19 protein-coding genes are annotated in these 18510 nt (G+C 70.3%); 5 read left to right on the top strand and 14 right to left on the bottom strand.

Annotation, left to right across the window (positions count from 1 at the left end; genetic code table 11):
• From JF597_RS03380 to JF597_RS03370, 3 genes are all read right to left on the bottom strand, one after another.
• A partial coding sequence (locus JF597_RS03380; protein WP_293988502.1) for a cbb3-type cytochrome c oxidase subunit I occupies positions 1–412 on the bottom strand: 412 nt, incomplete at its 3' end.
• Between the two features lie 250 nt (positions 413–662).
• The gene (locus JF597_RS03375; protein WP_293988499.1) at positions 663–2117 is read right to left on the bottom strand and encodes an alginate lyase family protein; all 1455 of its coding nucleotides are present in this window, start codon (positions 2115–2117) and stop codon (positions 663–665) included.
• A gap of 94 nt (positions 2118–2211) precedes the next feature.
• Entirely contained in the window at positions 2212–2670 is a 459-nt protein-coding gene (locus JF597_RS03370; RefSeq protein WP_293988496.1) for a hypothetical protein, read from the bottom strand.
• Between the two features lie 143 nt (positions 2671–2813).
• On the opposite strand from JF597_RS03370, the gene JF597_RS03365 reads away from it, so the two are divergent.
• Positions 2814–3770 (top strand): helix-turn-helix domain-containing protein, encoded by a 957-nt coding sequence (locus JF597_RS03365; RefSeq protein ID WP_293988493.1) that lies wholly within the window; start codon positions 2814–2816, stop codon positions 3768–3770.
• 294 nt (positions 3771–4064) lie between these two features.
• Here the strand turns inward: JF597_RS03365 and JF597_RS03360 are convergent, their stop codons facing one another.
• The 6 genes from JF597_RS03360 to JF597_RS03335 form a co-directional block, all read right to left on the bottom strand.
• Positions 4065–4367, bottom strand: a complete 303-nt coding sequence (locus JF597_RS03360) for a hypothetical protein (RefSeq protein ID WP_293988490.1) — start codon at positions 4365–4367, stop codon at positions 4065–4067.
• A gap of 79 nt (positions 4368–4446) precedes the next feature.
• Positions 4447–4686, bottom strand: coding sequence for a hypothetical protein (locus tag JF597_RS03355; protein ID WP_293988488.1), 240 nt, complete (start codon positions 4684–4686; stop codon positions 4447–4449).
• Positions 4683–6014: a S8 family serine peptidase gene (locus JF597_RS03350; protein ID WP_293988486.1), complete on the bottom strand. Its 1332-nt coding sequence runs from the start codon at positions 6012–6014 to the stop codon at positions 4683–4685. The genes JF597_RS03355 and JF597_RS03350 overlap by 4 nt, the downstream gene beginning before the upstream one ends.
• 390 nt (positions 6015–6404) lie before the next feature.
• Positions 6405–7688 (bottom strand): hypothetical protein, encoded by a 1284-nt coding sequence (locus JF597_RS03345; RefSeq protein WP_293988483.1) that lies wholly within the window; start codon positions 7686–7688, stop codon positions 6405–6407.
• A gap of 30 nt (positions 7689–7718) precedes the next feature.
• The gene (locus JF597_RS03340; protein ID WP_293988481.1) at positions 7719–8240 is read right to left on the bottom strand and encodes a SigE family RNA polymerase sigma factor; all 522 of its coding nucleotides are present in this window, start codon (positions 8238–8240) and stop codon (positions 7719–7721) included.
• A gap of 145 nt (positions 8241–8385) precedes the next feature.
• Complete coding sequence (locus tag JF597_RS03335) at positions 8386–8979, bottom strand: TetR/AcrR family transcriptional regulator (RefSeq protein ID WP_293988479.1); 594 nt, start codon at positions 8977–8979, stop codon at positions 8386–8388.
• Positions 8980–9071: 92 nt separating this feature from the next.
• Between JF597_RS03335 and JF597_RS03330 the strand changes: the two genes are divergently transcribed.
• Positions 9072–9947: an NAD(P)H-binding protein gene (locus JF597_RS03330; RefSeq protein ID WP_293988477.1), complete on the top strand. Its 876-nt coding sequence runs from the start codon at positions 9072–9074 to the stop codon at positions 9945–9947.
• Between the two features lie 90 nt (positions 9948–10037).
• Here the strand turns inward: JF597_RS03330 and JF597_RS03325 are convergent, their stop codons facing one another.
• Positions 10038–11207: a serine hydrolase domain-containing protein gene (locus tag JF597_RS03325; protein ID WP_293988474.1), complete on the bottom strand. Its 1170-nt coding sequence runs from the start codon at positions 11205–11207 to the stop codon at positions 10038–10040.
• Between the two features lie 97 nt (positions 11208–11304).
• Between JF597_RS03325 and JF597_RS03320 the strand changes: the two genes are divergently transcribed.
• Complete coding sequence (locus tag JF597_RS03320) at positions 11305–12009, top strand: Clp protease N-terminal domain-containing protein (RefSeq protein WP_293988472.1); 705 nt, start codon at positions 11305–11307, stop codon at positions 12007–12009.
• A 96-nt stretch (positions 12010–12105) separates the two neighbouring features.
• Here the strand turns inward: JF597_RS03320 and JF597_RS03315 are convergent, their stop codons facing one another.
• A complete protein-coding gene (locus JF597_RS03315; RefSeq protein WP_293988469.1) occupies positions 12106–14028 on the bottom strand; it encodes an N-acetylmuramoyl-L-alanine amidase in 1923 nt (640 codons plus the stop codon).
• Positions 14029–14556: 528 nt separating this feature from the next.
• On the opposite strand from JF597_RS03315, the gene JF597_RS03310 reads away from it, so the two are divergent.
• Positions 14557–15150, top strand: coding sequence for a PASTA domain-containing protein (locus JF597_RS03310; RefSeq protein WP_293988466.1), 594 nt, complete (start codon positions 14557–14559; stop codon positions 15148–15150).
• A gap of 476 nt (positions 15151–15626) precedes the next feature.
• Here JF597_RS03310 and JF597_RS03305 read toward each other — a convergent pair whose 3' ends face one another.
• A complete protein-coding gene (locus tag JF597_RS03305) occupies positions 15627–16658 on the bottom strand; it encodes a hypothetical protein (RefSeq protein WP_293988464.1) in 1032 nt (343 codons plus the stop codon).
• A 101-nt stretch (positions 16659–16759) separates the two neighbouring features.
• Here JF597_RS03305 and JF597_RS03300 point away from each other — a divergent pair, with 101 nt between their 5' ends.
• Entirely contained in the window at positions 16760–17350 is a 591-nt protein-coding gene (locus JF597_RS03300) for a hypothetical protein (protein ID WP_293988462.1), read from the top strand.
• Here JF597_RS03300 and JF597_RS03295 read toward each other — a convergent pair.
• Together JF597_RS03295 and JF597_RS03290 are read right to left on the bottom strand one after the other, a co-directional pair.
• Positions 17327–17530, bottom strand: coding sequence for a DUF397 domain-containing protein (locus tag JF597_RS03295; protein WP_293988505.1), 204 nt, complete (start codon positions 17528–17530; stop codon positions 17327–17329). The genes JF597_RS03300 and JF597_RS03295 overlap by 24 nt on opposite strands.
• On the bottom strand, positions 17530–18378 hold the full coding sequence (locus JF597_RS03290; RefSeq protein WP_293988459.1) for a helix-turn-helix transcriptional regulator: 849 nt from the start codon (positions 18376–18378) through the stop codon (positions 17530–17532). Before JF597_RS03290 ends, JF597_RS03295 begins: the two co-directional genes overlap by 1 nt.
• Between the last annotated feature and the right edge of the window lie 132 nt (positions 18379–18510).

Genomic DNA, 18510 nt, shown 5'->3' with positions numbered 1-18510 from the left:
CGATGGTCGAGCCGAACAGGTAGAGCCAGTAGGCGAACATGTTCAGCCGCGGGAACGCGACGTCCGGCGCGCCGATCTGCAGCGGCATGATCCAGTTCGTGAAGCCGGCGAACAGCGGCGTCGCGAACATCAGCAGCATCACCGTGCCGTGCATCGTGAACGCCTGGTTGAACTGCTCGTTCGAGACGATCTGCAGGCCCGGCCGGGCGAGCTCGGCGCGCATCACCAGCGCCATCACACCGCCGATCAGGAAGAACGCGAACGACGTGGCCAGGTACAGCGTGCCGATCGTCTTGTGGTCGGTGGTGGTGAGCCACTTCACCACGACGTTGCCGGGCTGCCGGCCCCGCAGCGGCACCTCGCTGTCGTAATGGGGGACGGCCGAGGGCTCGGGCTCGTTGAGAACGGTCACCGGTGTGTGTCTCCAGACGCTCGCGGTTCACCCGCACCATGGCGTGATCCTCCGGCCATCCTGGCGGCTGGGGGCCGCGGGAGACGGCCCTGAGCCGCCCGCGTTCGGCCGAACGGGCGGCCAGGACCCACGAGTGGAGCAAGCAGCGGGCGCCCCGAAGGGGCGCTGGGTCACCCCGGCCGAAGGCTGGGGGAGGAACTGCGCGATCAGCCACGACGGCGCCGCGGCCGAACGACGGCGCACCGCGGCACTACCTCGCCCGGCGCCCTCGCCTCCGAAGAAGCAGCAACCCGCCCGCCAGCGCCGTGACCCCCGTGGCCGCGGCCCACCCGACGACGCCCCCGGACCCGGTGGCGGCAAGGTCGTCGCCGCCCCTGCCCATCGCCGAGGGGGACGGCGCGGGCGCCGAGGCGGCTGTGGACGCCGAGGCGGATGCCGTCGGACTCGGCGAAGCCGTCCTACCTCCCGCCGCATCCCCGCCCCCCTCGCTCACCCGGTCCCGCGTGAACGCCAACGTCCCGAAGCCCAGTTGGTCGTACCCCCCGCTGTTCGGCCCGTAGTCCCCGCCCCCGCCCTCCGGCGCCGCCTTCGCCGCGATCCGGGTGACGTACGTCGCCGACATGCCCCGCCGCTTGGTGTAGTGGTTGGCGATCATCGCCCAGACGGGCCGGATCATCGACGGATCGACGCCCGCCGCGGCCGTCACCGTCTCACTTCCCGACCATCCCCCGATCGCCCCCTTCCGCCGGGTGTTCGCGGTGAACGGCACCTGCCCGCCCAGGCTCCACTTGGCGACGTACTGCGCCCCCTTGAGGAACCGGCTGTCGTCGTAGCCGTACAGGTCGATCCCCTGGTTCCACGCCATCTCGCAGAACGTGCCCATCAGGCCCACCCCGAGCAGCGCGTGCCCCTGGTCGCGTCCCGCCTCCAGCCACTCGCCCAGCCCGCCGCCGTCGGTTCCCTCGTCGTCGTACACGACGGGAATCGCGTTCCTGATCGAACCGAGTCCGGCGCCGTGCTTGAAGTAGTCGACCGCGCGGGCGACCTGGGCGCGGTCGTCGCAGAAGATGCCGGTGGCGAGGACGCAGGCCATGTTGGCCAGGTCCCAGTTGGTCCAGTAGTTGGAGACGACGGCGCCGTTGTGCCGGACGAGGAAGTCGTCGCTCGTCGCGCCGAACTTCCCGGCGAGCATCTCCTGGAAGCGGGCCAGCTCGAAGTCCCCGTGGTCCCGGACGAGTTCGGCGGCGTTGGCGAACTGGTAGCCGTACAGCCCGGCGGCCAGGAACCGGTCGGCGGAACCGTCGACCGCGGTGAGGGTGGCGGACCAGGCGTTGAGGACGGCGACCGCGGTGTCGGCGTACGCGCTGTCGCCGGTCACGTGGTAGCGCAGGGCGTTCTGGTAGGCGGCGTGGATGTCGTTGTAGAGGATCGTGTAGTTCTCCGGGGTGCCCGACCCCCGGTAGACCACGGCCTGTGGCCGCGCCTGCCAGCCGCTCTGCGCGTGCCGGTTGGCGGTGAGCCTGGCGAACCCGGCCGTGTAGGGCGCGGCGCCCGCCTTCACCTTGGCGGCCATCCGGTCGAGGTCGGTACGGGTGTGCAGCAGACCGGGATGGGCGAAGGCCCCGGTTCCGGCCCCGGCGGCGACAGCGGGAGCGGCCGCGCCCACGGCGGCGATCCCCGCTGCCAGGCCCGAGGCCTTCATCATGCTCCGGCGGCTGATCTGTCGAGTCACGTGCATGCCCCGGGAGACGGGCCCGCCCGGCCCCCGATAACAGAAAACCAGCAGCCCAATACGCCGCTCAGGCGCCCGTCGTCGACCCCGGCCGCACGATCATCAGTACCGTCACGGCGGCCCACAGCAGGTTGAACACCCCCGTGAACATGGCCAGTTGTCGGGTCATCTGCCGCGTGCCACCACCGGCGCCGGCCTCCACCAGCGCGCTCTGCCGGGGCAGTACCAGCGCGGCGAGGACGAGTGCGGCGAGTGCGGTGAGCGCGATCGACGTGATCAGCCAGGCGCTGCCCAGCACATGCATGGTGCTCGCCGTGGCGAACCCGAACACGGGGACGACGACGCCGACGACGGCGTACACCCGGCATATCCGGTGCAGCAGCTGGACGGTCTCGGCGGCCCGGAGGTCGTCCGGTGCCTCGAGGGCGCGGCGGGCGGCCGGCGGGAACATGCTGGCGGCGACGGTGACGGGACCGATCGCGACGATCGCCGCGAGGACATGGACGGCGAGGAGGAACTTGGTCACGGCGACGACCGTAGGCGGCCGGAAGATCGCGCAGAAGCGGCGATACTGCCACCCTTCGACGGATTCTCGCCAGGGAACTCCGGCACCCGCGCCGGAACCCCCCCGCGATTGGCGGCAACCCGTCGAACGGCTACGTTCCTGCCATGCACACCGTCGCCGTACTCGTCCTGGACCAGGTCATCCCGTCCGACTTCACCGTGCCGATCGACACCTTCGGCTGGGCCCGGCTGCCCGACGGCCGGGACGCCTACCGGGTGCGGGTGTGCGGGCCGGCGGCCGAGGTGACGGCCGCGGGCGGCGCGTTCACGATCAAGGCGCCGTACGGGCTGGAGGCGCTGGCCGAGGCGGACACGATCATCGTGCCGGGCGTCGCGGATCCCGCCGGTGTCCTGCCGCCCGAGGTCGCCGACGCCCTGCGCGCGGCGGCGGCGAACGGCACGCGGATCGCGTCGGTCTGCGTCGGGGCGTTCGTCCTCGCGGCCACCGGCCTGCTGGACGGCCTGCGCGCCACCACGCACTGGGCCGCGGCCGACACCCTGGCCGCGCTGCACCCGTGCGTCGACGTCGACCCGAACGTCCTGTACGTCGACAACGGCCAGTTCCTGACCTCGGCGGGCGCGGCGGCGGCCATGGACGTGTGCCTGCACATGATCCGCAGGGATTACGGCTCGGCGGTCGCCGCGCACGCCGCCCGGATGTCGGTCATGCCGCTGGAACGGGAGGGCGGCCAGGCCCAGTTCATCGTCCACGACCAGCCACCGGCCCCGGCCGGCGCGACCCTGGAGCCGCTGCTGGCCTGGCTGGAGGACCACTGCGACCGCGACCTGACCCTGGACGAGGTCGCGGCACAGGCCGGCATGAGCACCCGCACCCTCAACCGCCGCTTCCGCGAGCAGACCGGCACGACCCCGCTGCAGTGGCTGCACCGGGCGCGAGTGCGCAGGGCCCAGCACCTGCTGGAGACCACCGCCCACCCCGTGGAACGCATCGCGAGCCAGTCGGGCTTCGGCTCCCCGACGGCGTTCCGCGAACGCTTCAGGAGAGTGGTCGGCACCAGCCCCCAGGCCTACCGCCGGGCCTTCCGCACCTCCGACGCGTAGGCGCTCCGCTGGGACTGCCGCAGTGGGCCGTCGTTCGTCCGCGGCGCCGTCGTGGCTGGTCGCGCAGTTCCTCCCCCAGCCTTCGGCCGGGGTGCCCCCAGCGCCCCTTTGGGGCGCTACGTCGCCCTCAGGCCTTCCGCACCTCCGACGCGTAGCGCTCCGCTGGGAGGTCGTCGTTCGTCCGCGGCGCCGTCGTGGCTGGTCGCGCAGTTCCTCCCCCAGCCTTCGGCCGGGGTGCCGCCAGCGCCCCTTTGGGGCGCTACGCCGCCCCCACGTCCCCGCCCCTTTGGGGCGCTACGCCCGCCTGTCCGCGACGGCCCAGGATGCCAGTGCCACCGCGCCCGCCACTGTGAAGACGGACGGCCAGGCGCCGACCTTCTTGGCCAGCGGGTGCGATCCGGCGAACGCGGCGACGTACGCGGCGGACAGTGCCCCGGCCGCCTTGCCGCCCGCCTGCTGCCGCCACTGCTGCGCGGCCGCGGCCCCGGCGACGGCCAGCACGGCCCCGCCCAGCGGCCGCTTCCTGGTCCAGCGTGCGACGCCGTACCCTCCGACGAGCCCACCCGCGGCGATCACCGAACTGGGAACCCTGGCCATGCCTGTCTCCTGTCTCTGCCTGGATCTCCCGAGGCTAACGCGGAGACGGGTGCGCCGAGCGGACTTGAGTCGCCCGGGATCAACTCTCCTCGGCTCGATAGGTGACCTCCCGGTCGACGGACTCGACGCCGTCCAGGGCCGCCAGCGCCGGGATGAGGTCCCCGCCGGGGACGGTGCCCGTCAGGGCGCCGAGCAGCGGCTGCTCCCCGGTGACGGTGAGTCCGGCGTGCCGCAGCCTCGCCACCACCTCGGCGAACCGGTCGGGATCGACGGAGACGACGACCCCGACCGGCTTCGCGGAACCCTGTGCCTCGGTCACGGGACCTGCAGCAGGCCGCTGCCGATGTCACTGGGGCGCTGCGACAGCGGGTAGGCGGCCGACAGCAGCAGGTCCTTCAGCTCGGCCGCGGTGGCGTTCGGGTGCGCCTGGCCGAAGAGGGCGAGGGCGCCGGCGACGTGGGGCGTGGCCATGCTGGTGCCGGACATCGTCTGGCGGCCACCGCCCGGCGCGGCCGAGATGACGTCCACGCCCGGTGCGGCGATGTCGACCTCACCGCCCTGGCCGTTGATCGCGCCGCACGAGAACCAGGCGGCGGCCAGCGCCTTGTCGACCGCGCCCACCGCGAGGATGGACGGGCAGTTGGCGGGCCGGTCCACCGGCTCGATGTCACCGGGCCGGCGGCTCTCGTTGCCGGCCGCGGCGACGATCACCGTACCGAGCCGCAGGGCCCGCTGCGCGATGTTCTCGTACGTCTGCGGGAACGGCTCTCCCGGCATCACCGCGGCCCCGAGCGACATCGAGATCGCCCGTGCGCCGTGCGCGATCGCCCAGGCCATGCCGGCCAGGATCTGACCGTCGCTGCCGGAGCCCTGGTTGCTCAGCACCTTGCCGGCGAGGACCCGTGCCCCGCCCGCGATGCCGTAGCGGGGTCCCTGCTGCGGCTGGGCGGGACCGGCCACCGTACCGATGCAGTGGGTGCCGTGACCGTGGCCGTCCTCCACGCTCTGACCGGGCACGAAGGAGGCGGTCTCCTCCAGGCAGCCGGCGAGGTCGGGATGGGTGGTGTCCACTCCGGTGTCGAGTACGGCGATCTTCACGTCCTGCCCGGTCTGTCCGGACAGGTGCGCGCGGACGGCCTGGAGTCCCCAGGTCACGTCGGACTCGTCCCAGGCCGGACCGAGCTGGGCGGCGATCTCGGCCCGCGTGAACCGTCGTATCTCCGCCTCGTCGCTGCGGTACGCCGGGAAGAAGCCGGTCAGTGTCTGCTGGGCCGCGGTGATCGCGGTCGCGTACACCATGCGCTCCGGCTCCGCGGCGATGACCAGCGGCTCCGCCTCCGCCGCGGTCACCAGCGCATGCCGCTGGTCGGGCTGCGCGTCGACGACGGCGACCGCGAGTTCGTCGAAGAGCACCGAGGTCTCGGGACGGGAGAGCAGTTCGACCGCGCTCGCCGACTCCGCCCCGGTGACCCGTTCCACGGACGCGATGCCGGCGGAGGAGCGCAGGGCGTTCATCCCGCGCTCGGGATCGGACTGGTCGAGCAGCACGACGTACCGCCCGGTGTATTCCGCGTTTCGCTGGGTGGGGTTCTCGGCCCGGCCCGGCGGCTCACTGCCGGGAAAGCCTCCCAAGGACCCGTTGGCCATGGCCTTCTGCCTTTCCGCGCTGTGCTGTCTCCTGCTCTCCGGCGGGTGCCCGGTGTCCGTGCACCCGCCGTTCGTCAGGATGCGGACACGCGTCACCGATGCGCGGTCAGGTTCGATGTGCGGGGTGGATCTGCCGTGTACCGATGACCCGATGTGCGTGCGGGCGGATCCGCCGGGTACCGGACAGCCGTCCTCGACCCCGTACGACGGCCCGTATCACACGCGCCCCTCCTCCTCCACGCTCTCGCCACCTGCGAGGACGCGCAACTCCGGGGGCCCGTGACTTGGTTGAACTCGCGATGAGGAAACGGCAGAAGGCCGAAGGAGGGCCAGGTTGCCTCCGTCAACCACGGCGGCGACGACCGCGCAGGTCAGGACGGCATCCACGATCTACGACCGCCACTTGGGGCTGAGCGCGATGGCGCGCAGCTGCTTCAGGGTCAGGGCCGGCGCGGTGCGGGTCGCGGCGCTCTGCTGGGAGCCCGAGTTGAAGGCGCTGACCACCACGCGGAAGCCGTCGGTGCGCAGGGTGTCGACGGTCCACATGACGACCCCAGCGCCGCCCTTCTCCCCGGGCTGCTTCCGCTCGGCGACCCTGGTCCCGTCGGCGAGCGTCTCGGACCCGGCCCCGAACAGCTGCCCCGCGACGTCGGACATGTCCGGCTGCACGTTGATCTGGACGAGACTGCGCCCCTTGCCGTCGTCCACGACGACGTACGTGAACTGGGCGTCGTCGTCGCTCCCGTGCGCCACCACCTTCAGGCCCTTGGGGACGAGCGAGGTCAGGGTCTTCCGGATCGCCCCGCCGTCCTCCTGCGCCGCGGGCGGTTCCTGGGTCTGCCGGGGATCCTCCGGGATGGCGTCGACGACCCCGCGCCACTCCTGCGCGGCCGCCAGCTTCTTCAACTGGCCTGCGGACAGCGGCGGTTCGACCCGGCTGATCGGCGCGTCCTTCTCGGCGGCGGCGTTCCACTCGCTGACGGAGACGTGATGGCCGTCCGGGGTGACGAGGTTCGCCGTCCAGAGCTTGGTGTCCACTCGCCGGTCGGGGTACTCGTACCCCTTCACGACGGTGACGACGGACGCGTCGGGCAGCCGGCTGGTGCTGCAACTGTCGTACGGCGTGTAGACCTTGTCCGGGCACCGGACGGCCTGCCGGGCGTCGTAGCCGCCCGGCAGCACCCGGTTCACGGCGACGCTGACGGCGCCGGGGCCCTGCCCGTCGTCGAACACGACCTGCGCGTACGGCGCCACGAGCGGTTCGCTCGCGTCGACGCCCCGGCCCTCCGCCTTGCCGAACTTCCCCTCGGGCAGCAGCCTCTCCAGCGTGCTGATCATCTCGTCCGAGGTGACGGCGCGGGCGGTGGGGGAGACCGTGGGGTGCGGGTTGGTGCTCACGGCGGCGGGGGGCCGTTCGGACGGTGCCCCGCTCCAGGGCACCAGCAGCGCCCCGCCGACCCCGGCGAGCGCGACGCCGGCCGTGCCCCCCAGCACGGTCGTCCGCCGCCACAGCCGTAGCCGCCGTCCCCGCACCGAACCGCCGGCGACGAGCGCGCCCCGGTCGGCGTCGAAGGTGTCCCCGGCGTCGTGCAGGGCGGCGGAGAGCCGCACCTCGAAGGCGTCGTCGTGGTTGTTGTCGTTGTCGCTGTCGTTGTGCTGCCGCTCCACGGGCATGACGAACCACCGTCTCCACAAAGGTTGATGTCAGGGGCGGGCGTACTCGGCGAGGTCCTCGCCCAGCAGCTCGCGCAACCGCCCGAGGGCGCGCACGCACCGCGTACGGACCGCGGCCGAGCTCATGTTCAGCGCGTCGGCGGTCTCGTGCACCGACCGGTCCTCCCAGTACCGCAGGACGACGACGGCCCGGTCCTTGGCGGGCAGCCGCGCCAGCGCGTCGAGGAGGGTCAGCCGCAGCGAGGGGTCGGCGCCGCCGGGATCGGCCCCGGTGTCGGCCAGTTCGGGGAACGAGTCCCTGGCCCGCTCCCTGCTGCTGAACCGCCTCCGGTGGGCGAGGAAGGTCCGGGTGAGGACGGTCTGCGCGTACCCGGCGGGGTTCTCGGCGCGGGAGACCCGGCCCCAGCGGACGTAGATCCGCCCGAGGGCCTCCTGCACCAGGTCCTCCGCGAGGTGCGTGTCCCCGGCGGTGAGCAGACAGGCGGACCGGTACAGATGCCCGGCCCGCGCCGCGGCGAACTCGGTGTAGTCCTCCCCAGCCCTCTGACTCATCCGCAAGCTCTCCCCGCTTCCCGGTCCCTGACCCCGCCCCCGGCCCGGCGCTCTGCCGTTCCACCTCACTGATGCGGTGGGCCGGGGGAAATGTTTCAAAGGATTTTCAGGGAAGGCTCATTGGCTCCCGCCCGCGCCGCGGCCGTCACCGCAGTGAGCCGAGCCAGTCGAGGAGACGGGCGCCTTCGCGGGTCATGACGCCCGGGTCGCGCAGTGCGTGGGCCAGCAGCGACATGCCCTGGTAGCCGGCGACGAGGGTGAGGGCCAGGCCGTCCGGGTCGTCCGGGCCGGACAGCCGCATCTCGCGGAACTGGCGTGCCGCCCAGTCCAGCAGCCGCCGGATCACCGCGCCGGCCTCCGCGTCGAGGGTCCCCTCGTCGCGCTTGCCGAGCTCGGCGGCCAGGGTGCCGGTGGGGCAGCCGTACCGGGCGGCGACGTCACGCTGCTCGACCCACGTCTCGACCAGTGCCCTGAGCCGGTCGCGCGGGTCGGGCAACCGGTCGAGCCGGGCCGTGAGTTCGTCGAGGTGCGCGGTGTGTTCGCCGAGCGCGGCCCGGACCAGCTCGTCCTTGGTCTTGAAGTAGTAGTAGACGTTCCCGACCGGGACGTCGGCCTCCCGCGCGATGTCCGCGAGGGTGGTGCGCTCGACGCCCTGCTCGTGCAGGACCCGGGCGGCCGCGGCCATCAGCCGCTGCCGTTTCTGCGACGCCCGCACCCGCCGGTCCACTGAGTTGGTCACCCAACTGACTATAGACAACCGGGGAGTCACCCGTGCTAGCGTCTGCGCCAGCCGACTAAGTCAGTCAGCTAACTAACTCGTAGGGGGAACGGATGATCACAGTGACGGGCGCCACCGGCAACATCGGCCGGACGCTGGTGGACCTGCTGACCGAGGCGGGCGAGGAGGTGGTGGCGGTGTCCCGGCACCCCCGGCAGGCCTCGTCCGCCACCCCCGGACTCCGGTGGGCCGAGGGCCATGTCGGGGACGCGGCGAGCATGCGGGCGCCCCTGACCGGGGCCCGCGCCCTGTTCATCGTCCTGGGCGGCGAACTCAACGCCTTCGGCGAGAACCCCGAGCTGCTGCTCCGGGCGGCCGCGGACGCCGGCGTCGAACGGGTCGTCCTGGTCTCCTCGCAGGTCAGCGCCACCCGCCCGGAGGCACCCTCGCACGCCCGCCTGCGCGCGTTCGAGGCGGCGGTACGCGCGTCGGGCCTCGACTTCACGATCCTGCGCCCCGGCGCCTTCGCCTCCAACGCCTTCGCGTGGGCCGACACGATCCGTACCAAGCGCACGGTCTTCGCCCCCTTCGCCGACGTGGCCCTCCCGGTCGTGGACCCGGCGGACATCGCGGCGGTGGCGGCGAAGGCGCTCCGCTCGCACCGCGGGCAGGGCGGGGGCGGCGAGGCCGGCCCCGGGGGCCGCGTCCACGAGCTGACCGGCCCGCAGCCGATCAGCCCCCGTCAGCAGGCGGCGGTCATCTCCGCGGCGCTGGGCGAGGAGGTGACGTTCGTGGAGCTTTCGCGCGAGGAGGCCCACGCGGCCATGGCCCGCTTCATGCCGGAGGAGGCGGTCGCGGGCACGCTCGACGTCCTGGGCGCGCCGCTTCCGGCCGAGGCGAGGGTCAGCGCGGACGTGGCGACCGTGCTGGGCCGCCCGGCGGGCGGGTTCGCGGGATGGGTCGGGCGCAACCTGCCGGCGTTCCGGTAGGCGGGCGGAAGGTGTCCTGGCCGCACGGATTCTCGTGTGCGGCCAGGACACCTTCCACCCACCGCGCCCGCTCCCCCCTGGCGAACCCGGTCACAGCGCGGCCCGCACCGCCTCGACGAGCGCGGACGCCCGCACGTCCTCCGCACCCTCGACGATGCTGTTCATGACGTACCCGAAGGCGATGCCGTGCTCCGGGTCGGCGAAGCCCAGCGACCCGCCGCGCCCGGGGTGCCCGAAGGCGCGGGGACCGGTGAGCGGGTTGGTCTCGACGGGCAGCATGTACCCGGAAGCGAACCGGACCGGGAACATGATCACCTTGTCCACCCCGCCGGCCTGCTCCGCGGTCGCCGACGCGAGCGTCTCCGGGCTGAACAGCCGTACCCCGTCCACCTCCCCGATCAGCGCCGCGTACATCCGGGCGAGGCCGCGCGCGGTGCCGATCCCGTTGGAGGCGGGCAGCTCCGCGGCCTGCACCTCGGCCGAGTTGAAGTCGATCTCGACGGGGTCGGTGACCGCGAACGCCCGGTTGCTCAGCGACTCCGGATCCTGCAGCGCGGCGACGAACTCCCGTGCCTCCGGCGGCACGAGGTCCAGCGGTACGGTGCTCAGATCGACCTCCGGCTTCGGGTACACCATCCGGCTGACCCGCCCCCGCTCGGCCGCCGGCAGCCCGACGAAGAAGTCGAGGCCCAGCGGCCCGGCGACCTCCTCGGCGAAGTACCGGCCCGGGGTGCGCCCGGAGACCCGCCGTACGACCTCCCCGACCAGCCACCCGAAGGTCCGCCCGTGGTACCCGTGCGCGGTCCCCGGCTCCCACTCCGGCCGCTGCGCGGCGAGCGCGTCGGTCATCGGCCGCCAGCGCAACGCGTCCGCCAACGGCACGGGCGGCCGGACCGTGACCACCCCGGCCCGGTGCGACAGCAGCCACCGCACCGGGATCTTTGCCTTCCCCGCCGCCCCGAACTCCGGCCAGTAGTCGGCCACCGGAGCGTCGAGGTCCAACTCCCCGCGCTGGGCCAGCAGATGGGCCACGGTGGCGGTGGCCCCCTTGGTCGCGGAGTACACCAGCTGCAGGGTGTCCCGCTCCCACGCCCGCCCGGTCTCCGGATCCGCCACCCCGCCCCACAGATCCACCACGGGCCGCCCGTCCCGGTACACGCAGACGGCGGCCCCGACATCCCCCCGCTCCTCAAAGTTGGCGCGGAACACGTCCCGCACACCTTCGAACCCGTCGGCCACTTCCCCGTGGATGGTCGTCATGCCCTCATTCTGCAAGTGAGTTGGAGCCGAACGAGAGGGCGATCCCAGTCGTCAATTACAAGTTGACGATCCGAGGCCGTCAATTTAAAGTTGACGCATGAGCCCACTCGACATCAGTCTTGCCGACCTGATCGCCCGACTCGACGAGGAACTCCCCGAAGCCGGCGCACTCGCCCGCATCAGCGAGGCCCGGCTGCGCGCCCAGACCCTGTCCGACCTCGGTGACCAGCTCATCGACCACTACGTCAGCAAGGCCAAGCAGACCGGCGCCTCGTGGACCGAGATCGGCGACGCCATCGGTGTCTCCAAGCAGGCCGCCCAGCAGCGCCACGCGCCCGCCGCGTTCGAGCGGTTCACCAACCTCAACCGGCACGGCATCGTGCTGGCCCAGGAGGCCGCCCGGACCCACAGGCACGACTCCATCGGCACCGAACACCTCCTGCTCGGCCTGCTCGGCGAACACCGCGGCCTGGCCTACGAGGTGCTGGTCGCGAAGACCGAGTCGGAGCAACGCGTCCGCGACGCCATCCAGGAAGCGCTGCCCCCGGCCGGGGAGAAGGCGCTGCGCGGCCACATCCCGTTCCGGGAGGAGAGCAAGGAGGCCATCGGCCAGGCCCGCCGGGCCTCCGCCGACCTCGGCCACGACTGGGTCGGCACCGAACACACCCTGCTGGGCCTGATCCGCGTCCCGGAGAGCCCGGCCGCCCGGATCCTCCGCAACCTCGGCTTCACCTCCGAGGAACTGCACGAGACCGTCAAGACCGAGACCACCAGGCGGCTCGCCGCGCGCGACGACCGCTGACGCACACGAAAGGTGCCCAGGAGGCCGGAACCCCCTGGGCACCACACGCGCATGCGTGCGCCGGTGCGCGTGCACCGGTGTGCGTCCGACGGACCGTCAGCCGTCCGTCGCCGTGACGTCCGAGGCGTACACGAGGGCGACCCGGTGGTTGTACTGGATGGTGTACATCGCCTTGGCGCCGATGACGACCCTGCCGCTGGACGGGAAGAAGTCGTCCGTGAGCGACGGCGCGGTCGTGGCCACGTACGCCTGACCGGCCGGGACGGTGTACATGCTGAGCGGGGCCTGCGTCGACGGCGACAGACCCGCGGGGTACTCGGAGGCGTCCGGGTAGCTGGAGCCGTACACCGCCACCGCCGAGTCGCCGGCCGCCGAGATCACCTTCACGCCGTGGGCGGGCGCGGTGTTGCAGCCGTGCGGGTTGTAGAACCACACCTTCGAGCCGCCGTACCAGATCGCGGTCCAGTCGCCGTCCCGGTCGGCGACCACGAACTGCTGCCCGGCCGCCGCCGTGCTGCCCCAGTCGTTGATCCGGTCGGTGCCGGCCGCACCCGGGTGCAGCGCCTGGTCCCCGAAGAGGGGAGCGGTCTCGCTCGGCCCGGTCCGCAGGTAGACGAAGTCCGACGGCTGCTGCGTCTCGGTGCACGCGGTGGTGGCGCCGGTCGGGTCGTCGGAGGGGCAGATCTGCACGGTCTGCAGATTGTCCTCGAACCGGGGTGCGATGGTCACCACCGACCCGACGGGCCCGACGCCGTGCCGCCCGGTGTGCACCCCGAGCAGGCTCATCAGGTGGTTCCAGTCCCAGGACGGGCCCGGATCCCAGTGCATGCCGGAGACCAGGGACGACTTCGGCCCGGCCACGTTGTCGTGGCCGATGATGTGCTGCCGGTCCAGAGGTATGCCGAACCGCTCGGCCAGGTACTTCACCAGGTCCGCCGTGGCCTCGTACTGCGCCTCGGTGTACCAGGTGGCACCGTGCGCGGCGTAGCCCTCGTGCTCGATGCCGATCGAGTGCATGTTGGTCGAGTAGTTGCCCGCGTGGAAGGCGAGGTCCTTCGTCGGCACCATCTGCGTCACCGCGCCGTCCGAGGACCGCATGACGTAGTGCGCGGCGGACCCGCCCGGCTGCGTGAAGAAGTTGACGGCCGCGTCGTACGACGATTCCGTGTCGTGGATGACGATGCTGTCGATCCGGATGCCGTTGGCGGGCCGGTTGGACACCTGGCCGTTGGACGCGGCCGCCGGAACGAAGGTGCACGCGACGGTGTCCGGGCACTCGGTGCCGGTGTCCGCCGCGGACTTCAGCTCCAGGGCCTTCAACTGCCCGGTAGCCGGGGCGACATCGCCGTCGGCCGCCAGACGCACGCGCTCACCGTCGGCCGTGGTCCGCCTGACACCCTTCTTGATGGTGGCGAACACACGACCGGCGAAGACAGCGGCCCCCTGCCGCTCACCGGCCTGGCTGTAACGGGCCACGGCCCCGTACCAGTCACCGGGATCCGCGGACACGGAGCCGGCGACAGCCTTCTGATAAGAGGCGAGCAGCGCCGCACCCCCGCGGATGTTGGCCGCCGGATCGCTGCGCAACTCCTTCGCCGACAGCCCGGTCAGCTTCGCGGCGGCCTGAACGGTGTGCAGGGCCGGACTGGCGGCCATCTGCTTCAGGTTGCCGCGCCCCGCCGCCCCCGCGTCGCCACCGGCCATCATCGCCGGAGTAACGTCCGTGAGATGCATCGGCCCGAACCCGCCGTCGGTGCTGTGCTGCCCGGCGTGCGTGTCCCACGCCGACTCCTGGTAGGCCACCGCCAGCAGCACCTGAAGCGGCACGTGATACGCGTCGGCGGCGGCCGCGAAGTCCTGCTGCAGCGTGGTCGCGCCGTCCGCGGTCCCACCGTCGGCCAGCGCCGGCACCGGCACGGCCGCCCCACCCGCGACAGCGAGCGCGGCGACGGCGGTCAACAGGGCCGGACGGCGACGTCTCGACGCGTCGTCCCCACGTCTGGAATTGCTTGTGCTCATGAAAAAGTCCCCGAGCCTCGGAGGAATCAGATGGCGGAATGGAGGATGCATACGACGGGCCATCGGTTCACCGACCGCCCCGGTACGCGTACAGCTCCGCGCCCTACGCGGGCCGCTGCCCGCCGACGCCTGGAAGCGGATGATCCCCCTCTCGCTCAAGTCGCGTCAACTTCAGCCGAGCAACGAGAACTTGAGCACGAGATGAGTACTCGGGGAAGCGCGGTCCGCCGACGCCTTATGCAGCCTCGCCGAGACACGATCACCACCGTGCGCAACCTGATCCGACGGGCGCTGGACCACCCGGCCACCGCGACGAACGCGCGAACTTGGCAGTCGTGGCGTCACCCCCGCGACCTGCGCCGTTCCGCTGAGTGGACCGGTACGGGCCTTCGCGGGACTGCGCGAGCAGTCTGGTCGGGTGTTCGCCCGGACGGCCCGGGCGGCGGTGTGTAGGGAGATACGGGGATGAGTGAAACGAGGGTTTTCCCCCGATCGCGCGGATCGCGCGGTCCGGGCGGACTGAGGCGCGTGGCCGGGTGGACGGTGCCCGCGTTCGTCGCGTCGCTGGCCGGGCTGTTCCTGGCGGTACCGGCGCACGCGGACGACCCGGGCGCCAACTGCCTCGCGACGGCCACTGGTTCACTCGTGACGTCGTCGAACCCGGTGACGTACGGGCAGAACACGACGGTGTCATGGGGGGTGAACTGCGTGGGTGCCACGGCGGAGGACGTCGTGGAGATCGTCGGGCCCGGATTCAACCCGTCCACCGACGAGTTGTACCTCGGTGGGTCACGGTCGGTGTTCATCACCGACACCTCCAGCGCGTCGTGGACCGAGATCCGGATCGACACGAGCTCCGACACCGGCGCGAGCCGTGTGCTCGCGACCCTGACGGTCCCGGTGACGGGGGTCACCCGCGTGCCGGACGTGGTGGGGCAGAAGACGATGGCGGCGCAGAGCACGCTGCGCGCCGCAGGGTACGTTCCGGTGATCGGCGGCACCACTCCGGACTGCCCTGGTGGTGAGGTGTACGAAACCATCCCTGGCGGCGGCACCGCGTTGCCGCTGGGCAGCACCGTGGACCTGATCGTGACCGTGGGGCCGGCCAAAAACTGTCCCTGATGTGGGTGAGATTGCCCGACATGGCAATCCCGGAAGCGGGGGAACCCTACGGCTCCCCCGGCCTTCCGTGGAACCCGGCGATCGCCCCGAACCGGCCACCGGCACCCGCGACGATCCTCCCCTGCGGGTGCGCATGCCCTCCCAACTCGCGCGTCTTCAACCACCTCAGACCCGAGTTCCCACCGCCGGGTCCTGTCCACTCGCGTGACGGCCGTCCGGCCTGAGCATCCCCGCATCCTTCCCGGCCGCCCGCTCGCTTCCCCGTGCTGCACTGAGCCGAGTCAAGGGTCGGCCGAAGGCCGATCGGCGCCGGCCGACGCGGACGCGGAGCGCAGCGGAGCGGGAGCGCCCTTGACTCGGCTCGCGGAGGCACGACACTGCCGAAGAAGCGGGCGGCTGGGGGAACCTTGCCGCCGACGTAGGCCTGGCAGGGCTCTTGACTAGCAGCCGCTGTAGAACACCGCAATTTGCTACCGCTAGGCGGGCACGGGACAATCTACGCAACGGAAGCCTCGTGACGTGCCGTCAGGGGCTGTGGGGCTGTCGAACTCGGAGAAGCCGCCGCTGTCGTTTCGATACACGATGCCGATCCCGTGTTCAGTGAGCAGTCCGCGGAGCTCTTCGTGAGGTAGAGACGGTGTGAGCACCATGAGGTGGAGGGGCTGATCGTGGGCGAGACCCGTCAAGTAGCGCCGCGCGGTAAGGAGTTGAGCTAGCGCCTGATTGATGGACTCGTTTGCGGCGCTGGCCGTCGGCTCGTACACCGTGTTATTCGTTTGGTCATAAAGGTCGAATGAGAGCTGAGACGTCGAATTCCGCATCGACAGTTCCAGTTGAACGAGGGGGTGCCCGGCTACCGTCTCGCGCTCTTCGAAGGCTTCCGCTAGATCGTCTCGGGCTGCTTCAAGCTGGCTGGCGTAGGTCGGCTGCTGATGTTGCCGCCGCTGACGTCGGTACGTCCGACCGAGGCGTCCGGCAGTCAGGTTGAATCGAAATCTTGGGCTCGATGTTGCCTGAAGAGTGTCAGAATTTTCTCGGATGTAGAACCCGATGGGGCGTAACCGGAAGACGATGACGTTACGATCCTGGTCTAACTCGTCTTTGGCTTCCCGTATCTCGAATGGATTGCGTTCGTCAACTTTGAACTTTCCTATGTATCTATGTGTTCGAGTGTCACTTCCTGGGACCTTCCCTACAGCTATGAAAAGGTGCAGAGTGCGCCCTTTGGTTGCGTGGTCGAGGATTGCGGCATTTCCGGCGTTGAGGGTCTGGTCGCCCCGCTTTCCAGCTCCCGTGTAGGTAAAGATGGGGCCTACGGCGTCATCCTCGGCGAGCCATCCGTCTCGATACCCGTAGCGCTCTCCGATCTTGCTGTCGGAAAACAGTAAAACGTTCTTTTTCTCCACGGCTGGGCAGATCCCGGCGTAGCCGCTGCCGCCGAGCACGGGATGGATTTGTGCACGTGTGAGGATCGCGCCGGGCTGAAACCCGGGTACGGGTGTTGTCATAGGTCGAGGCTAATGGTTCTCGTGCTTGCGGTGTGCGGGGAGCCGTTGAGGTTGCTTCGGGGGACGTTGTCGTAGCGCTGGGTCCGAGCGAGGATGGTGTGATGAGTGACGCGATAGGCACCGTCGTCTCGGGCGTTATCGCCTTCGCTGCCGCGATCATCGGGGCCGTGATTGCAGGCAGATACGCCAAGCATGGAGCGGAAGTCGGCGGGCGGAATGCAGTTGAGGCGGCGTTAGCGCAGGTACATGGCCAGGCGGCAGCGGAGCACTGGCAGTGGGTTCGCAGTCAGCGGCATCAGTCCTATGCCGCCCTCATTGAGGCTTATGCAGCTCTAGATGACGTTTTCACCCGTGTTACCCCTGAGATCCGGGGTGGACGCAGACTTGATGGACCAACACGGCGCGAGGCGCATGAGCGAACACTCGAACTGCAAGCTAAAACCAGTCTAATGGCACTATGGGGGCCGGATGAGGCCAATTTGATGGCCTATGCGCTCACCGAAAAGTCGGCGGAGACGACAAGCGCCTTGTTGCGGATGGGGAGCGTGAGTGCCGCAGGATCGAGCGTGGATTGGTCCACTTTTAGCAGCTTAGGAGTGGGATGGTGGAAGCGTATGCTAGCTTCCTCCAGCGAGCCGGAGAGATTATCCGTGATCCCCGGCAGCCGGTCAGCTAGCGGTTTCTGGCTGTAGGGGGGATAGGGTCTGTATAAATCGCCGCCATGCGCCATCGCTCAATGTGATCTGCGGCCCCAATGTGACCTTGGAGTCTCTGACTGCAATTGCCTCGGCGAGTGCTGCTACTTCCAAACACTCGCCCCCCATACCATTGCTGTAACTACTTCTGTGCCACCGGATGCTGGATGACGGCATCATCGGGAATGCTCCTCCAAGAGTCTTGCGATCAGTAGGGCCGAGCGTTGCGGGCTGAGTGCCAAGGCCCTGAGGTGATCAAACGCCTTCGCGTAAAGGGTCACATCCTTGGGTTCTTCGAGGTAGACGGAATCGGTGAGCCCCTCTCGGTAGACCAAGTCGGGGTCCTCCTGCTCTGGGAAGCCGAGGATCGTGTACGACCCCGTGGTGGGGTAGGCGCCCGCATCGAACGGCAGGATCTGGACGGTCACGTTCTTCAACTTACCGATTTCCAGCATACGTTCGAGTTGATGAGCCATGACCTGGCGGCTGCCGATCACGTGCGCCAGTGCACTTTGGTGGATGACGGCCCATAGGTCGGGCGCGCCCTCCCGGGTGAGTAGCTCCTGGCGACGCATCCGGACCTCGACCATCCGCTGAACATCCTCTGCGGTGTGGTCGACCCACGCACGGCACTGCTCAGCTGCGTACTCACTGGTTTGCAACAGGCCAGGGATGAACTCCCCCTGATAGCTGCGCAAGTTGGAGACTGCCTGCTCCAGGCCGACATACACAGAGAACCACGCAGGGATCGCGTCACCTTGAGCGTGCCACCATCCCTTTGTCTTGGACTCCCTGGCAAGCGACTTCAGGAGATCGCGTAGCTCTTCAGGGGTTGCGTAGAAGCGACAGAGCGCATCGACATCCGAGGCTTGGACGCGCCCCTGTCCCGTCTCCATCCGACTGACCTTGGAGCTGCTCCAGTCCAACTCCTTGCCTACCTGGCTACAGGTGAGGCCGCTCTCCTCGCGTAGCCGCTTGAGCTCGATCGCAAGTCGGCGCCGGCGAGCTGTGGGGGATCCGGCCATGTCAACTCCTCGTTGGTTAGCGGAACATCCATCCCATCGGAAGAGGTGCGAAAGACCAATCACCCTAACGAAGGAATCCCTTCGTGCACGTTGCAGGAAGGGATTCCCCGCTGCGAATCTGTCACTGGGAGT

It is taken from the genome of Streptomyces sp., assembly GCF_019510245.1.
GTDB lineage: Bacteria > Actinomycetota > Actinomycetes > Streptomycetales > Streptomycetaceae > Streptomyces.
Note: the sequence above shows the minus strand (reverse complement) of the source record. Positions and strands in the feature narration are given on the sequence as shown.

Excerpts from the sequence above, each read along its gene's own strand:
- JF597_RS03375 (WP_293988499.1), bottom strand. The coding sequence starts at position 2,117 with ATGATGAAGGCCTCGGGCCTGGCAGCGGGGATCGCCGCCGTGGGCGCG.
- JF597_RS03365 (WP_293988493.1), top strand. The coding sequence starts at position 2,814 with ATGCACACCGTCGCCGTACTCGTCCTGGACCAGGTCATCCCGTCCGAC.
- JF597_RS03360 (WP_293988490.1), bottom strand. The coding sequence starts at position 4,367 with ATGGCCAGGGTTCCCAGTTCGGTGATCGCCGCGGGTGGGCTCGTCGGA.
- JF597_RS03350 (WP_293988486.1), bottom strand. The coding sequence starts at position 6,014 with ATGGCCAACGGGTCCTTGGGAGGCTTTCCCGGCAGTGAGCCGCCGGGC.
- JF597_RS03345 (WP_293988483.1), bottom strand. The coding sequence starts at position 7,688 with ATGCCCGTGGAGCGGCAGCACAACGACAGCGACAACGACAACAACCAC.
- JF597_RS03340 (WP_293988481.1), bottom strand. The coding sequence starts at position 8,240 with ATGAGTCAGAGGGCTGGGGAGGACTACACCGAGTTCGCCGCGGCGCGG.
- JF597_RS03330 (WP_293988477.1), top strand. The coding sequence starts at position 9,072 with ATGATCACAGTGACGGGCGCCACCGGCAACATCGGCCGGACGCTGGTG.
- JF597_RS03325 (WP_293988474.1), bottom strand. The coding sequence starts at position 11,207 with ATGACGACCATCCACGGGGAAGTGGCCGACGGGTTCGAAGGTGTGCGG.
- JF597_RS03320 (WP_293988472.1), top strand. The coding sequence starts at position 11,305 with ATGAGCCCACTCGACATCAGTCTTGCCGACCTGATCGCCCGACTCGAC.
- JF597_RS03315 (WP_293988469.1), bottom strand. The coding sequence starts at position 14,028 with ATGAGCACAAGCAATTCCAGACGTGGGGACGACGCGTCGAGACGTCGC.
- JF597_RS03305 (WP_293988464.1), bottom strand. The coding sequence starts at position 16,658 with ATGACAACACCCGTACCCGGGTTTCAGCCCGGCGCGATCCTCACACGT.
- JF597_RS03300 (WP_293988462.1), top strand. The coding sequence starts at position 16,760 with ATGAGTGACGCGATAGGCACCGTCGTCTCGGGCGTTATCGCCTTCGCT.
- JF597_RS03295 (WP_293988505.1), bottom strand. The coding sequence starts at position 17,530 with ATGCCGTCATCCAGCATCCGGTGGCACAGAAGTAGTTACAGCAATGGT.
- JF597_RS03290 (WP_293988459.1), bottom strand. The coding sequence starts at position 18,378 with ATGGCCGGATCCCCCACAGCTCGCCGGCGCCGACTTGCGATCGAGCTC.